Below are 14,749 nucleotides of genomic sequence, written 5' to 3'. Positions count from 1 at the left end.
ATGGCCTACGTTCGCTCGCACGAGACCAGCCAGAAACGCAAGGGGCGCGCCGTCAAACGCTACGAAGTCGTGTGGCGTGAACCCGTTCGCGACGACTACGGCCTGCCGGTAATGCTGCCCAACGGCAAGACCAAGTTGCGGAGCCGACAGGAGTCCTTCGCCACCCGCGAAGACGCCGAAGCCCGCCGCGATGAACTGAACGCCGCCAAACACACCGGGCAGACCAGCGCCTTGGCGGATCAGCGCAAAGCGGGCGATCTGCCGCTCGGCTACTACGCGCAGGCGTGGCTAGACAGTCAGCATGTGAAAGTGGCGCAGGGCCGACTGAAGCAGCGCACGCTCGACGGTTACGAGAAGATCGTGCGGCACTATTTGCTTCCGGAGTTTGGCAGCAAGGCGACGGCGGCGATCACCCCGAAGGACTGCGAGCAGTTTCTAACGGGGTTGGTGCGCAAGCAGTCTCGGCAGAACGGCGGCGAACCGCTGAAGCCCGGCACGGTGAAGCACGCCTGGAACGGACTGCGCCGCGTGATGAAGTACGCCATGCAGCACGGCGCACTGACCAGCAACCCGTGCGACCGCGTCGACTACGACGGGGGCCGTGCTACCGGCGACCGCGAGAAGTTTCAGCATCGCCCGCTGTCGGCCGAGCAGGTGGGCCAGCTGAGTGGGGCGGTCGCTGGGAAGGTTGCCGACGCCGGAGGGCGAGCGCTCCCGGCGTATCCCGAATACGCGCTGATGGTCGAGTTCTTGGCGTACAGCGGCCTGCGTGCGGCCGAGAACAGCGGCCTGGAAATTGGCGACCTCACGTTCACCACCCGCCCCGGCGCAGAAGGCGACACCACCCGTTGCACGGTGCGTGTGGCACGCACGAAAGACCGGAAGGGCGGAGCGTGGCTGACCACCACGCCGAAGTCGCGAAAGTCACGGCGAACGGTGCCCCTACCGCCCTGGCTAAGTGAGAAGCTGCGGCAGTATGTGGCGGCGCACCCCCGCGCCAACGAGGCGTCAGCGCCGCTCTGGCCTAGTCGGAGGAACGGCGGCGGGCACCGCGCGGCGGGGCAGCGGTACGCGGTGCCGCTGGACTGGTCGCAGCCGGTGTTTATGGGCACCTTCTACGACACGATTCTTAAGCCTGCGCTGGAGGCCGTGGGTCTCCCGGCGAGCCGTCCCGCGAGCGCCAGCGCCCCGGCGCAACAGGGCGTCCGCCTGCACGACTTGCGCCACACCTTTGCCGTCATGCAGTTGATGGCGGGCGTTCACTTTATGCAGGTGTCGCGGTGGATGGGCCACAGCACCTTCACGCTCACGCTGGATACCTACGGGGACTGGATTCCAGAGGAAGACGGCGGTGCGCTGAACGATCTACCGGAGCCGACCGCGCGCGAAAGCGTTGCGCCCGAACCGGAACCGTCGAATGTGGTCCCGCTATTTGGACGGTAGGGCTTACCCCAGACTACGGTTGGCCTTGTCCTGGAGTATCGCCTCGCTTCTTCGCGGGCATCGCGCGCCTGATACGCCCTGGCTGCACGTAGAGCGTGTCGATCAGGTGCTTGACCAACTCGCATAATTCTTGAGCTTGGTCGATCGGTATCTCCGACCACGATTCTTGATGCGCACCGGCATTCCCGACCTTCCGGACGTGATCTGCCCATTCCTTGAAGCCGTCGTGGAGAGTTCGGTCGGTCACCATTTGCTTTACGGCCTCATTGAGAGTGCTCTTCTTCTTCGCTTCGTCACTACCTTTGTCCTGCACGATCTGGGCGAGTGCATTGCGAAACATTGCAACTGCGGCATTTGGGGCCTCGATGCTCACGCAGCGCACTCCTTCATCGAAGGCTCCTGCGATTTCCTTTGGAACATCAGTCGTATCCCCGAGATGCCCAGGCTTTGGATACCAAAAGACGGGACTCCACCGAGTGTGGTTAGTTTTGCGCCGCTCAATAACGATCGACGAATCGCCACAACCGTGGCAAGCAAGAGTGACTGCACGCTCTCGGTACGGGTATGCGCAACCGGAACCGTCAACCAGGCCAACGGTGGAGTCGACCGTAAAATTGCTGACCCTCTCACATCGCGAACACCTACCACTCGGGTCGAGGGATGACGGCAGAGTATCCGGATTACGCTCGCCGCCCTCATTCGAGTCCGGCTGATCGGTTGGTGCCGAAATCACCTCAGATGCCATGTCACGCAGCCTATCGCTCCGGTCCGACATCTCATCGGCCGCACACCGGCGGGTTGCGCCGGGCCGGTGCCGGGGTGGCGGGGCGTCGACAAGCGCGAAAACGCTGCTACCTGTGCCCCCAGTCGGACTCGAACCGACACTGTGCGGATTTTAAGCCCGCTGCCTCTGCCAATTGGGCTATAGGGGCGCGTCGACAAGCATGCCATGCGGCCACTGCCCGATCGAACCAAACCCGTGCGGGAAGTGGGGCCGTGGATCGAGGTGTCGCGACTATCGGTGGAGGCCGGCCTGGCGCACCGTCAGCCGCGCCGCGCGCTGAACGCACCACACCGTCCACACTGCTGAGATCAGCGCGATCACCAGCAGTTCGCTGGTCATCCACACGAGCCGATTTCCGTTGACGGTGCTCGACGGGTCTTGGACCATGAACACCACTGCCATCACCGACAGCAGCCCGATCACGGCCGACGGCCAGCCCGCGCGCGCCTCGAGGTGATGCTTTTCGTCGATGACCTCTGCCGCGTGCCGTTGATGGTCCGACCTCGAGTCGTTGAGCTCGGAGAGTGCGATGAACAGGTCGGGGCTGCGGCGCGCCTGTGACGATCGGTGGTACGACAGCACCCACGCTCCGACCGCGACGGCGGCGAGAGCAAGTGAGAGGTAAACCACACCTCATGGTAGCCGAACAGGCTGCCTTCTCACCGTGGCCGATGAAGCTGGATCAGCGACTCCTCCAATCAGCCGATACACCCTTGACTAGCTGACTTACTGCCGATAACTTAACGCGGGTAAGTGACCACGACGCGCTAGGGGACTCGCATGTTGGCAAGACTTACCCGTGTGGCCATATCCGCGCCCAAACGTGTTCTCGCACTGGCGTTCCTGTTCCTCGTGCTCTGCGGAATCTACGGGGCTTCGGCATCCCAGCACCTGCTGGCAGGCGGGTATTCCGATCCGAACAGTGAGTCGGCGCAGGCGTCGCAGCAAATCGACGACACGTTCAAGCGCGGGGGCCTGCAGGTCGTCATCAAACTCGACGCGCCTGCAGGCACCGACATGGAGAAGGACCAGCGGGCCGCCGCGGTCGGCAAGTCGATCGTCTCCGAACTCGACGCCCTTCCCTATGTGCAGCAACCGATTCTGTCGGTGTGGCAGGACCCGATGCTCGCGTCCGGCCTGGTCAGCAAGGACCGTAGTTCGGCGCTGATCATCGCCACGCTCGACGGCGGGGAAGCCGAGGCTCCTGCGCATGCCAAGGAGGTCGCCTCCCGATTCGAGGGCACCCGCGACGGCATCACGGTCCGCGTCGGTGGCCAGGGCATGGTCTTCCAGCAGGTCAACGAGCAGACCACGCGCGACCTCGCCGTCGCCGAGGCGATAGCGATCCCCATCAGCTTCCTCGTGCTCATCGTCGTATTCGGGGGCGTCATCGCGGCGATGCTGCCGATCGGCGTCGGCATCATCGCGATCGTGCTGACGTTCGCGTTACTGCGTCTGATAGGCACCGCCACCGACGTGTCGATCTTCGCGTTGAACCTCACCACCGCAATGGGTTTGGCGCTCGCGATCGACTACACGCTGTTGCTGGTGACGCGGTATCGCGAAGAAGTCGCCGGCGGCCGTGACAGACCGTCGGCGATCCTGCGCACGATGCAGACGGCGGGACGTACCGTCGCGTTCTCGGCGGTGACCGTTGCTCTCGCGCTTGCCGCACTGGCGATCTTCCCGATGTATTTCCTGCGGTCCTTCGCGTACGCAGGAGTCGGTGTCGTGGTGATCGCCGCCGTGACGTCGCTGGTGATCACGCCCGCGGTGCTGATGCTCCTCGGCGACCGGATCGACTCCCTCGACGTGCGCCGCGGTGTGCGCAAGCTGCTGGGCCGTCCTGAGCCGACTCCACGCCCGGTCGAAGAGGGTTGGTGGTACCGCGCGGCGTCGTGGGTGCTGAAACGGGCCGCGCCGGTCGGCGCGACGGTCGTCGTCTTCCTGCTGGTTCTCGGTGCTCCGTTCCTGTCCATCAAGTTCGGCTTCCCCGACGATCGCGTGCTGCCCACCAGCGCCAGCGCGCATCAGATCCAGCAGGAGATCCGCGACGACTTCGACCAGAACCTCTCGTCGTCGGTCACCGTTGTCGCGACCGGAGATGTCCCCGCACAGACGAGGGCGGCGTATTCGCAGGAGTTGTCGCGGGTTGCCGACGTCAACTCGGTGTCGGGGGCGGGCGGAACCTTCGTCGACGGAAGAGCTGTTGCCCCGGCGAATCCCGCGGACCAACGCGGCGACGTCGGAGTGATCACGGTCGCCACCAACCTCGAACCGATGCGGCCATCGGGCGAGCATCAACTGGCTCAGCTCCGAGACGTGCCGGTACCCGCGGGCCTGACAGTGAAGTTCACCGGTTCCGCGGCGACCAACGTCGACACCGTCGACTCCATTTATGCGCACTTGCCGTGGGTGCTCGGGGTGATCGCGATCGCGACGTTCGTGCTGCTGTTCCTCTTCACCGGAAGCGTCATTCTTCCGCTGAAGGCGTTGGTGCTGAATGTGTTGTCGCTGTCGGCGACGTTCGGTGCGATGGTGTGGTTCTTCCAGGAGGGTCACCTCGGCGGATTGGGCACGACGGCAACCGGGTATCTCGCGGCGACGATGCCGGTGCTGATGTTCTGCATCGCGTTCGGGTTGTCCATGGACTACGAGGTGTTCCTGCTCGGCCGGATTCGCGAATCGTGGCTCGCGTCGGACAGGTCGCGCGCGGCCAACGACCGGGCCGTCGCGCTCGGCATTGCCAGGACCGGTCGCGTCATCACTGCCGCAGCGCTACTGATGAGCATCGTGTTCGCGGGAATCGCAGCGTCGGAGGTGTCGTTCATGCGTATGTTCGGTGTCGGACTCACGCTTGCGGTGCTCATGGATGCCACCCTCATCCGGATGCTGCTCGTTCCGTCGTTCATGCGCCTCGCCGGGCGCCTGAACTGGTGGGCGCCCGCACCGCTGCGTCGCCTGCATGACCGCTTCGGATTGTCCGAGGAGATCGACGACGAGCCGCCGGGCACGCGAGAGACCAACAAGAACGAGACGACTACGCAGGAGAACAGTGACACGGACCAGCCGCAGGAGCCGCTCGCCCCGCGGGTCGGGTGAACTGCTGGCCGACGAGATCATCGACGCCGCCACGTCACTACTGCTCGACTCCGAAGCCGCATCGGCGGTATCGATCCGGGCGGTCGCCGACCGGGTTGGAGTCACCCCGCCGTCGATCTATCTGCACTTCGACGACAAGGACGCACTCCTCGAAGCCGTCTGCGCCCGATACTTCGAGAGTCTCGACAAGGAACTGGCCGCGGCGTCGGAGGGAGTCGACGATCCGCTGGAACGAGCCCTGCAGATGGGCATCGCCTACGTGCGGTTCGCGGTCGACACGCCGGTCCTCTACCGGGAGGCCTTCCATCACGTCTCGCCCGTTGCTGAGCGCAGCAAGGTCGACGAGGTGCTCGCGGCGTCGGCGTTCGTGCGATTCACCGGAACTGTCAGCGAACTCGCAGAAGCGGGCATTTTCGCCCCCGACGAGGTCGGCGACGTCGTCCTCGAACTATGGACCGCCGCGCATGGCGTGGCGTCGCTGATGATCGCAAAGCCGGGCCTGGGCTGGGGCGATGACTTCGCCGTTGCCGCGCAGACCCTTCGCTCGATCTGTCTGGGGCGAGCGGTGCTGTCGATCCGTGAGTACGAGTCACCCGACGAGGTTCGAGTGTTCCTCGACTCACTGAGTACGCCGTCGAATCCCTCAATTGGTCAAGAGAAGGTAAAGTCGGAACTCGAACGGGTCGATCCCCGTTGATGAGACGTACACGTCCATAATAAGGAGCACCTGTGCGAGACAGCAGTAACCCGGTGATGCGCGGCGTCGTCCGCGATAACCAGAATCCCGGCGGCTACGCCGGCTTCGGGTCGAACATGGCCGGGGCCGGGCAAGCCGCGATGTACAACCAGTACGGTCAGCAGGTCCCGCCGCAGTACGCGCCCCCGCAGGCCGCCGGACGCCAACTGACCATCGACGACGTCGTGACCAAGACGGCGATCACGCTCGGCGTGCTGACGGTCACGGCAATCCTCAGCTACGTCCTCAGCAGCTACAACAACGCGTTGGCCGGGCCCCTCATGGGTATCGGCGCGATCGTGGGCCTCGTGCTCGTGTTGGTCGCCTCGTTCGGTCGTAAGCAGGACAATCCCGCGATCGTCCTCGCCTACGCGGCCTTCGAGGGACTGTTCGTCGGTTCGATCTCGTTCGTGTTCGCGAACTGGATGGTCAGTGGAGACACCAGTGCGGGCGCGCTGATCGGCCAGGCGGTTCTCGGCACGTTCGGCGTGTTCTTCGGAATGCTGCTGGTCTACAAGATCGGCGCCATCCGAGTGACCCCGCGCTTCACGCGCATGCTGTTCGCCGGACTCATCGGTGTGATGGTGCTGATGATCGGCAACCTGATCATCGGTCTGTTCACCGGCAGTGCCGGTGTGCTGCGCGACGGCGGTCCGATCGCGATCATCTTCTCGTTGGTCTGCATCGCGTTGGCGGCGTTCAGCTTCCTTCTCGACTTCGACGCCGCGGATCGCCTGATCCGTGCCGGCGCACCTGCCCGTGCGGGCTGGGGCGTCGCGTTGGGCCTGACGGTCACCCTTGTCTGGCTCTACGTCGAGATCCTGCGTCTGCTGAGCTACTTCAACTCCAACAACTAGTTTCGGCCCCCTCATACACCGAGGCCCTGCACTCTCCGTGAGTGCAGGGCCTCGGTGCTGTGTTGGGGGTCTGGTCAGCTCAGGCGCTCGAGCACCATCGCCATGCCCTGGCCGCCGCCGACGCACATCGTCTCGATGCCGAACGTCTTGTCGTAGGTCTGCAGGTTGTTGAGCAGCGTGGTGGTGATACGTGCACCGGTCATTCCGAACGGGTGGCCGAGCGCGATGGCACCGCCGGACACGTTCAGCTTGTCGTGGTCGATGCCCAGCTCGTTTGCCGAACCGATGACCTGGACGGCGAATGCCTCGTTGATCTCGAACAGGTCGATGTCGGAGATCGACTTGCCTGCGACGCGAAGCACCTTGCGCACGGCCTCGATGGGGCCGAGGCCCATGATCTCGGGCGAGAGTCCGGTCGCGGCGGTGGCGACGACGCGGGCGAGCGGGGTCAGGCCGAGTTCCTTGGCCTTGGTGTCGCTCATGATGACCAATGCGGCCGCGCCGTCGTTCAGCGGGCAGGCGTTGCCGGCCGTGATGGTGCCGTCGGGGCGGAAGACGGGCTTGAGCTGCGCGATCTTCTCGTAGGTGGTGCCCGGCCGGGGGCCGTCGTCGGTGCTGACGACGGTGCCGTCGGCCAGCGTGATCGGGTCGATCTCGCGCTCGAAGAATCCGGCCTTGATGGCCTCTTCTGCGCGGTTCTGGCTGCGCACGCCCCAGTGATCCTGGTCTTCACGCGAGATGCCGGTAAAGCTTGCGACGTTCTCGGCGGTCTGACCCATGGCGATGTAGACATCGGGGATCAGGCCGTCCTCGCGCGGATCGTGCCACGCGGGAGCGCCGCCCTCCGCGCTGCGCTCGGTGCGGGCCAGCGCCTCGTCGAACAGCGGGTTCTTGGAATCGGGCGCACCGTCGGCGCCGCCGGAGATGCCGAAGCTCGACACGCTCTCGACGCCACCGGAGATGAACACGTCGCCCTCGCCGGCCTTGATGGCGTGCAGGGCCATACGGGTGGTCTGCAACGACGACGAGCAGTAGCGGTTCACGGTGACGCCGGGAATGTGGTCGAAGCCGAGTTCGACGCCGAGCACGCGGGCGATGTTGTAGCCGCCCTGGCCGCCGGGTTGGCCGATTCCCCAGTGGATGTCTTCGATTTCCTTGGGGTCGAGCTCGGGGACCTTGGCGAGAAGTGCGGTGACGATCTGGCGAGAGAGTTCGTCGGGACGAACGTCTTTGAGGGATCCCTTTCCGGCACGGCCGATCGGGGAGCGGGCATGGGCAACGATGACAGCTTCAGGCATGTGAAACACGTTACTGGACAGCCCGGGTGTCAGATGAGCCGGATTTGTCACTCGTCGGAGCGCGGAGCCTTCGATGCGGTATCCGGTTGGACGAGCGGCAAGAAGACGTCGTCGACGATGGCGCGTAGGACGTCGTCCGGCACGGGTTTCAGGGACATGAGTACCTCGTATCGATAGAGGTCGGCCGGCAGTGTCATGGCTCGCTCGGTCACATGTGCGGGATCCACCTCGCCACGAGCGATCGCGCGTTCGACGATGGTGGCCATGGTCGACGCACGATCGCCGACGAACAGCGCGCGAACCTCGCGGGGGTTGGTGCCGCCCTCGGCGAAGTACTCGCCGAGACTCGACGCCATCATGACCACGAAATCTGCGCGACTGTTGTTCATGTCGCGTAGCGCTTCGAGGACGTCGTCGCGCAGGTTCCCGGTGTCGGGTACGACTACCTCGACCTGCCGCCCGCGATGGGAGATCGCAGCGCGCAGCAGGTCACCGCGTGTCGGCCACCGACGGTAGAGCACGGGCCTGCTGGTCCCGGCTCGTTCGGCGACAGCCTCGAAGGTCAGCCCCGAGTAGCCGCGGTCGAGCAACTGCTCCCACGCGGCGTCGAGGATGGCGGCCTCGAGTTCGGCGCCGCGGCGTCGCGTGGGGTTGGTGTCCCGGTGTTCAAGATCCACTTGCGTATCTTATCGCGTCGGCCTATCGTCGCAATAAGATACACAACTGATTCTTAAAGGGGTTCCCATGACGGCAACAGCGTCCCCGGCGCAGACCATCGATCCCGCGACGCGCCGTGTCGCGTGGGCCGTGATCATCGGTCTGATCGCACCGATCCTCGACACCACGATCACCACCATCGCGCTCGAGACGCTCGGCCGAGACCTCGACGTTCCGGTGTCGACGATCCAGTGGGTCAGTACCGGGTACCTCCTGGCGCTCGCCGTCGCGGTGCCGTTGGCGGGTTGGGCGGCAACGCGATTCGGGTCACGCGTCGCCTGGATCGCGGGGCTGCTGATCTTCCTGCTCGGCTCGGTCCTGTGCGCGATGGCATGGGATGCGCCGTCGCTCATCGCATTTCGCGTTCTGCAGGGCCTCGGCGCCGGCCTGATCATGCCGCTGATGATGTCGATCCTGGTGTCGGCGAGTCGTGGAGTGGCGCTCGGACAGGTCATCGCTCTGGTGTCGATGCCGACCGCGCTGGGGCCGATCCTGGGTCCCGTGCTCGGTGGCGTGATCCTGAACTGGCTCAACTGGCGTTGGCTCTTTCTGATCAACGTCCCGATCGTGGCCGTCGCGCTCTATCTCGCGCGGCGTATCCCCGACGACGACCGCACCCGCGGCGCCGACGACCACCACGCTCACCTCGATGTCGTCGGATTGCTGCTTCTCGCACCGGGTTTGGCGATGATCCTGCTCGGACTCTCCAATGCCCACGCGGGATTCGTCAGTCGGAGCGTGATGATTCCGCTGATCGTCGGCGTGATCGCGCTGGGAGTCTTCGTGGTGCGCAGCCTGGTGTCTGCGCGCCAGGGGATCGTCGACATCCGGATTCTTGCTCATCGCGCAGTTGCCGCGTCGTCGGCCGGACTGTTCGCGTTCGGCATCGCATCGTTTGGCGCAATGTTCTTGCTGCCCTTGTTCTTTCAGCAGGTGTTCGGCGATTCGGTGCTCCGGGCAGCGCTCTATCTGATCCCGCAGGGCGTCGGAGCGTTCGTGACCCGCGGAGTGGCGGGAAAGTTGACCGACCGGTTCGGCGGGCGTTGGGTGGCGGCGTGCGGGTTCGTGATCGTCGCGGCCGCCACCGTGCCGTTCGCGTTCGCCGATGCGGGAACCTCGGTGATCTGGTTGATGATCGCCCTGCTGTTCCGCGGACTCGGACTCGGGTTGTTGTTGTCGCCGATCATGGCTGCAGGCTTCATCGGCGTCCCCGACTCCGCGCGTCAGGACACCAGCATGCTCACCCGGATCACCCAGCAACTCGGCGGCTCCTTCGGAACCGCTATCCTCGCCGTCGTGGTCATGTCGGCGGCCTCGGTGGCAGCGGGCTTCTCGGAAGCCTTCTGGTGGTCGGTGGTGTTCGCACTGGTGGGTGCGGTACTCGCGCTCATGCTGCCGTCGCGGCCCGCGCTCACGTGAACGGCGTGATCTCGATGCCCTCGGCGGTGAGTAGTTCGCGGGTTGCCACCGCCATCGCGACAGCGGCGGGACTGTCGCCGTGCAGACACACCGAGTCGACGTCGATCCGTATCGTGTCGCCTTCGACGGATTCGACGACGCCGTCGGAGACCATGCGCAGTACCCGCCCGGCGACCACCGTCGGATCGTCGAGGACTGCGCCCGGTTCGCGCCGGGAGACCAGGGTGCCGTCGGAGTGGTAGGCCCGATCCGCGAAAGCTTCTCGGACGACCGGGATTCCGCGATCCGAGGCGATCTCGAGCAGCAGCGAACCCGGCAAACCGAGTACCGGAAGGCGCGGATCGACCGCGGCGATGGCGTCGACGACGGCGCGCGCGTGCACTTCGTGGTGGACGGCCGTGTTGTACAGCGCCCCATGCGGTTTGACGTAGCTGACCGTGGCTCCGGCGGCGCGAGCAATGGCCTGGAGCCCGCCGATCTGATAGACGACGTCGTCGGTCAACTCCGTGAGCGTGGCGTCGACGAACCGCCGGCCGAAGCCCGCGAGGTCTCGATAGCTGACCTGTGCGCCGATACGGACACCGTTCGCGAGCGCGCTTCGACATGTTCGTGCCAGGGTGCTCGGATCGCCCGCATGGAAACCGCAGGCGACGTTGGCGCTGCTGACGACCTCGAGTACGGCGTCGTCGTCGCCGAGTTCCCAGCGGCCGAACGACTCGCCGACGTCGCTGTTGAGATCGATGCGCGTCATTCGACGGTCCGTGCGCGCCGCAGCAGGCGGGACATGAATTTGCTGGCGGGCACGGTCTCGGACAACTCGGGTGGCTCGGGTAGCGGTGCAGGCCCCCACTCGCCGATCTCTTCGAGGACCGGGGGAGTGAGGATCGCCGCGGCGAGTTCGTATCCGGCGGCGGACGGGTGGAACTGGTCGGGAGAGAACATGTGGTCGGGCTTGGCCTTGAACTCCTCGGAGAGCAGGTCGGCCAGCGGGACGGCGACGCCTCCCGCACTACGTACCGCTGCCGCCTGGCGGGCGGCGAGCCGCAAGCCCCAGATACGCAACACCGACCGCAGCGGCTGCGGGATCGCGGTGATCACGCCGAAGTCCGGGCAGGTGCCGACAACGACCACGGCACCGGTCTCGCGAAGTCGCCGAACCGCGGCGCCCAAGCGATTCGCCGAGGCCCGGATGCCGTTGGTCGCGGTCACGTCGTTGGCGCCGACCAGGACGACCGCGACGTCGGGTCGAAGTCCCGCGATCAGCATCGCGTCGATCTGCGCGGCAAGGCCCTTCGACGTCGCCCCGACGATGGCCTTGTTGCTGTAGCGGATCGCCCGACCGGTATCCGCGGCGACGCGACGGGCGACACGCACGCCAGGGGTGTCGTCTGCCGACTCGACGCCGAGTCCGGCGGCCGTCGAATCGCCGAAAACGGTCAGGTGCAGGTCGGCGGTGGAGTCGCGGGTGACGCGCAGTGGGCCGCCGCCGTCCGGCAGGTAGATGCCGTCGCCGTTGGGGGCGTTGTCGGTGCGGTGGGGGATGGTGGTCCTGGCTTGTTGTGCCTGCCAGACCAGCACGTTGTATGCCGCCCAGGTGGCGCCGGCCCCCGCGGCCGTCGCGGTCGCTGCGGCACCGACATCGCGGAGGACGTGACGCGAATCGGACACGCGTCCCAGCTTAGCGGCAAGTCGAATGTGGACGGCTTGCGACGCTCTGGGACCATAGAGGTATGCGCATCGCCAATCACGTCGTCGACCTGGTGGGCAACACACCACTGGTCAAGCTCAACTCGGTGACCTCGCCCGGATCGGGGCTGGTCGCGGCCAAGGTCGAATACCTCAACCCGGGCGGCAGCAGCAAAGACCGTATCGCCGTGCGGATGGTCGACGCCGCGGAGAAGTCGGGGGAGCTGAAGCCCGGCGGCACGATCGTCGAGCCGACGTCGGGCAACACCGGTGTCGGGCTGGCTCTCGTCGCGCAGCAGCGCGGATACAAGTGCATCTTCGTGTGCCCCGACAAGGTCGGCGAGGACAAGCGCAACGTCCTGCGTGCCTACGGCGCCGAGGTCGTCGTGTGCCCGACAGCCGTCCCGCCCGAGCACCCCGACAGCTACTACAGCGTCTCCGACCGTCTGGTGCGTGAGGTCGACGGTGCGTGGAAGCCCAACCAGTACTCCAACCCCGCGGGTCCGCAGAGTCACTACGAGACCACGGGCCCCGAGATCTGGCGCGACACCGATGGCACGATCACCCACTTCGTCGCGGGCGTCGGCACCGGTGGCACCATCACCGGCACCGGCCGGTATCTCAAGGAAGTATCCGGCGGCAAGGTCAAGGTCGTTGGCGTCGACCCCGAGGGATCGGTGTACTCCGGCGGCACCGGGCGGCCGTACCTCGTCGAGGGCGTGGGTGAGGATTTCTGGCCCACCGCGTACGACCCGAGCATCCCCGACGAGATCATCGCGGTCTCCGACGCCGACTCGTTCGACATGACCCGACGCCTCGCCCGCGAGGAGGGGCTGCTCGTCGGCGGCTCCTGCGGCATGGCGGTCGTTGCGGCACTGCAGGTGGCGCAACGGGAGGGACCCGACTCCGTCGTGGTGGTTCTGCTTCCCGACGGCGGGCGCGGCTACATGGCCAAGATCTTCAACGACGAGTGGATGAGCAGCTACGGATTCCTTCGTACCCCGCTCGACGGGGGCAAGCCGGAGCCTCTCGTGGGAGATGTGTTGCGCGGCAAGACCGGTACGCTTCCCGACCTCGTGCACACCCACCCGCAGGAGACCCTGCGCGACGCGATCGAGATCCTTCGTGAGTACGGGGTGTCGCAGATGCCGGTCGTCGGCGCCGAGCCGCCGGTGATGGCGGGCGAGGTCGCAGGCGCGGTCACCGAACGTGATCTGCTCTCCGCGGTGTTCGAGGGTCGTGCGAACCTCGCCGATCCAGTGTCGGCGCACATGGGAGATCCGTTCCCGCTCATCGGTTCCGGTGAGCCCGTGTCCGCGGCGACCAAGGCGCTCGGCGAGTCCGACGCACTCATGGTCGTCGAGGACGGAAAGCCGATCGGTGTCATCACCCGACACGATCTGCTGGCGTTCGTCAGCACTCATCCGACGATCACCGCCGGTTAGCGTCCAGATACCCACTCAGCGAGGAGTTCTCACGTGAAGAAGTACCAGCGTCCACGCGGCTTTTCCACCGAAGCCATCCACGCAGGCTACGACCCCGACCCGCAGACCGGCGCGGTGAACGTCCCGATCTACGCGAGTTCGACGTTCGCCCAGGACGGCGTCGGCGGTCTGCGTGACGGATTCGAGTACGCGCGTACCGGAAATCCGACGCGTCGAGCGCTCGAGGCGAACATCGCTGCGATCGAGGGCGGAACGTACGGGCGCGGATTCTCCTCCGGCATGGCAGCCACCGACGCGATGCTGCGCGCATCGCTGCGTCCCGGCGACCACCTCGTCATCCCGAACGACGCCTACGGTGGCACCTTCCGCCTGATCGACAAGGTCTTCACCCAGTGGGGCATCGACTACTCGGTGGCACCGGTCAGCGACATCGACGCGGTACGAGCGGCGATCACCCCGAAGACCAAGCTCGTGTGGGTCGAGACACCGACCAATCCGCTGCTGAATGTCGGCGACATCGCCCGTCTCGGTGAGATCGCGCACGAGGCGAAGGCAAAACTGGTGGTGGACAACACCTTTGCGACGCCGTACCTGCAGCGTCCGCTGGAACTCGGTGCCGACGTCGTGCTGCACTCCACGACCAAGTACCTCGGCGGCCACTCCGACGTCGTCGGTGGCGCGCTGGTCACCGACGACGAGCAACTCGACTCCGACATCGCGTTCCTGCAGAACGGTGCGGGCGCTGTGCCGGGTCCGTTCGATGCCTACCTGACGATGCGTGGCATCAAGACGCTCGCGGTCCGGATGGAGCGGCACTGCGACAATGCCGAGAAGGTCTCCGAGTACCTCAACCGCCACGACAAGATCGAGCGTGTGCTGTACCCGGGCGATCCGTCGCATCCCGGTTACGAGGTCGCCGCCAAGCAGATGAAGCGCTTCGGCGGGATGGTCTCGGTGTTGGTGTCCGGCGGCATCGAGGACGCCAAGAAATTCTGCGCCCGCACCGAGGTGTTCACGCTCGCCGAATCGTTGGGCGGCATCGAATCGCTGATCGAGCATCCCGGTGCGATGACCCACGCCTCAACCGCCGGGTCGCTGCTCGAGGTGCCCGAGAACCTGGTGCGCCTGTCCGTCGGCATCGAGGACATCGACGACATCCTCGCCGACCTGGAGCAGGCGCTGCAGTAAGCCGGACCCCTGGTATTCGGAACCGCCGCAGGTTGCGCTGCGTGAGGCATCGCGACCGCGTACGTTGACGCTCA

13 protein-coding genes and 1 tRNA gene are annotated in these 14,749 nt (G+C 65.8%); 7 read left to right on the top strand and 7 right to left on the bottom strand.

The genetic code is table 11. From position 1 onward, the window contains the following. Entirely contained in the window at window positions 1–1,443 is a 1,443-nt protein-coding gene (locus tag ACRVY7_RS01325; protein ID WP_431815706.1) for a tyrosine-type recombinase/integrase, read from the top strand. A 13-nt stretch (window positions 1,444–1,456) separates the two neighbouring features. On the opposite strand, the gene ACRVY7_RS01320 is transcribed toward ACRVY7_RS01325, so the two are convergent. The 3 genes from ACRVY7_RS01320 to ACRVY7_RS01310 form a co-directional block, all read right to left on the bottom strand. Further along, the gene (locus ACRVY7_RS01320) at window positions 1,457–1,816 is read right to left on the bottom strand and encodes a DUF4145 domain-containing protein (protein ID WP_431815705.1); all 360 of its coding nucleotides are present in this window, start codon (window positions 1,814–1,816) and stop codon (window positions 1,457–1,459) included. A gap of 485 nt (window positions 1,817–2,301) precedes the next feature. Then, window positions 2,302–2,375: transfer RNA gene (locus tag ACRVY7_RS01315), tRNA-Leu, on the bottom strand. An 83-nt stretch (window positions 2,376–2,458) separates the two neighbouring features. After that, the gene (locus ACRVY7_RS01310; RefSeq protein ID WP_049699690.1) at window positions 2,459–2,857 is read right to left on the bottom strand and encodes a hypothetical protein; all 399 of its coding nucleotides are present in this window, start codon (window positions 2,855–2,857) and stop codon (window positions 2,459–2,461) included. Window positions 2,858–3,007: 150 nt separating this feature from the next. Between ACRVY7_RS01310 and ACRVY7_RS01305 the strand changes: the two genes are divergently transcribed. From ACRVY7_RS01305 to ACRVY7_RS01295, 3 genes are read left to right on the top strand one after another with little or no spacing between them, the layout of a single operon-like run. Next, window positions 3,008–5,329, top strand: a complete 2,322-nt coding sequence (locus tag ACRVY7_RS01305) for an MMPL family transporter (protein WP_431815704.1) — start codon at window positions 3,008–3,010, stop codon at window positions 5,327–5,329. Beyond that, on the top strand, window positions 5,283–6,026 hold the full coding sequence (locus tag ACRVY7_RS01300; protein ID WP_049699688.1) for a TetR/AcrR family transcriptional regulator: 744 nt from the start codon (window positions 5,283–5,285) through the stop codon (window positions 6,024–6,026). Before ACRVY7_RS01305 ends, ACRVY7_RS01300 begins: the two co-directional genes overlap by 47 nt. A gap of 32 nt (window positions 6,027–6,058) precedes the next feature. After that, window positions 6,059–6,922, top strand: coding sequence for a Bax inhibitor-1/YccA family protein (locus ACRVY7_RS01295; protein ID WP_049699687.1), 864 nt, complete (start codon window positions 6,059–6,061; stop codon window positions 6,920–6,922). 74 nt (window positions 6,923–6,996) lie between these two features. On the opposite strand, the gene ACRVY7_RS01290 is transcribed toward ACRVY7_RS01295, so the two are convergent. Together ACRVY7_RS01290 and ACRVY7_RS01285 are read right to left on the bottom strand one after the other, a co-directional pair. Then, entirely contained in the window at window positions 6,997–8,220 is a 1,224-nt protein-coding gene (locus tag ACRVY7_RS01290) for an acetyl-CoA C-acetyltransferase (RefSeq protein WP_431815703.1), read from the bottom strand. Window positions 8,221–8,267: 47 nt separating this feature from the next. Further along, entirely contained in the window at window positions 8,268–8,897 is a 630-nt protein-coding gene (locus ACRVY7_RS01285; RefSeq protein WP_431815702.1) for a TetR/AcrR family transcriptional regulator, read from the bottom strand. A gap of 67 nt (window positions 8,898–8,964) precedes the next feature. On the opposite strand from ACRVY7_RS01285, the gene ACRVY7_RS01280 reads away from it, so the two are divergent. Then, window positions 8,965–10,356 (top strand): DHA2 family efflux MFS transporter permease subunit, encoded by a 1,392-nt coding sequence (locus ACRVY7_RS01280; protein ID WP_431815701.1) that lies wholly within the window; start codon window positions 8,965–8,967, stop codon window positions 10,354–10,356. Here the strand turns inward: ACRVY7_RS01280 and ACRVY7_RS01275 are convergent. Both ACRVY7_RS01275 and ACRVY7_RS01270 read right to left on the bottom strand, forming a co-directional pair. Then, complete coding sequence (locus ACRVY7_RS01275) at window positions 10,349–11,107, bottom strand: LamB/YcsF family protein (RefSeq protein ID WP_270485955.1); 759 nt, start codon at window positions 11,105–11,107, stop codon at window positions 10,349–10,351. The two genes, ACRVY7_RS01280 and ACRVY7_RS01275, sit on opposite strands and share 8 nt — an antisense overlap. Next, window positions 11,104–12,024 carry an SGNH/GDSL hydrolase family protein gene (locus ACRVY7_RS01270; protein WP_064869412.1) on the bottom strand — a complete coding sequence of 307 codons (921 nt, stop codon included), beginning with the start codon at window positions 12,022–12,024 and terminating at the stop codon, window positions 11,104–11,106. Before ACRVY7_RS01270 ends, ACRVY7_RS01275 begins: the two co-directional genes overlap by 4 nt. A 62-nt stretch (window positions 12,025–12,086) precedes the next feature. Between ACRVY7_RS01270 and ACRVY7_RS01265 the strand changes: the two genes are divergently transcribed. Continuing rightward, window positions 12,087–13,487 (top strand): cystathionine beta-synthase, encoded by a 1,401-nt coding sequence (locus ACRVY7_RS01265; RefSeq protein WP_049699681.1) that lies wholly within the window; start codon window positions 12,087–12,089, stop codon window positions 13,485–13,487. A 33-nt stretch (window positions 13,488–13,520) separates the two neighbouring features. Further along, on the top strand, window positions 13,521–14,675 hold the full coding sequence (locus ACRVY7_RS01260) for a cystathionine gamma-synthase (RefSeq protein WP_431815700.1): 1,155 nt from the start codon (window positions 13,521–13,523) through the stop codon (window positions 14,673–14,675). Window positions 14,676–14,749: the final 74 nt, after the last annotated feature.

The organism is Gordonia jacobaea (genome assembly GCF_965344965.1).
GTDB lineage: Bacteria > Actinomycetota > Actinomycetes > Mycobacteriales > Mycobacteriaceae > Gordonia > Gordonia jacobaea.
Note: the sequence above shows the minus strand (reverse complement) of the source record. Positions and strands in the feature narration are given on the sequence as shown.

What these genes read in the sequence shown, in the direction of transcription:
- ACRVY7_RS01325 (WP_431815706.1), top strand. Translation starts at nt 1, where the DNA reads ATGGCCTACGTTCGCTCGCACGAGACCAGCCAGAAACGCAAGGGGCGC.
- ACRVY7_RS01305 (WP_431815704.1), top strand. Translation starts at nt 3,008, where the DNA reads ATGTTGGCAAGACTTACCCGTGTGGCCATATCCGCGCCCAAACGTGTT.
- ACRVY7_RS01280 (WP_431815701.1), top strand. Translation starts at nt 8,965, where the DNA reads ATGACGGCAACAGCGTCCCCGGCGCAGACCATCGATCCCGCGACGCGC.
- ACRVY7_RS01275 (WP_270485955.1), bottom strand. Translation starts at nt 11,107, where the DNA reads ATGACGCGCATCGATCTCAACAGCGACGTCGGCGAGTCGTTCGGCCGC.
- ACRVY7_RS01265 (WP_049699681.1), top strand. Translation starts at nt 12,087, where the DNA reads ATGCGCATCGCCAATCACGTCGTCGACCTGGTGGGCAACACACCACTG.
- ACRVY7_RS01290 (WP_431815703.1), bottom strand. Translation starts at nt 8,220, where the DNA reads ATGCCTGAAGCTGTCATCGTTGCCCATGCCCGCTCCCCGATCGGCCGT.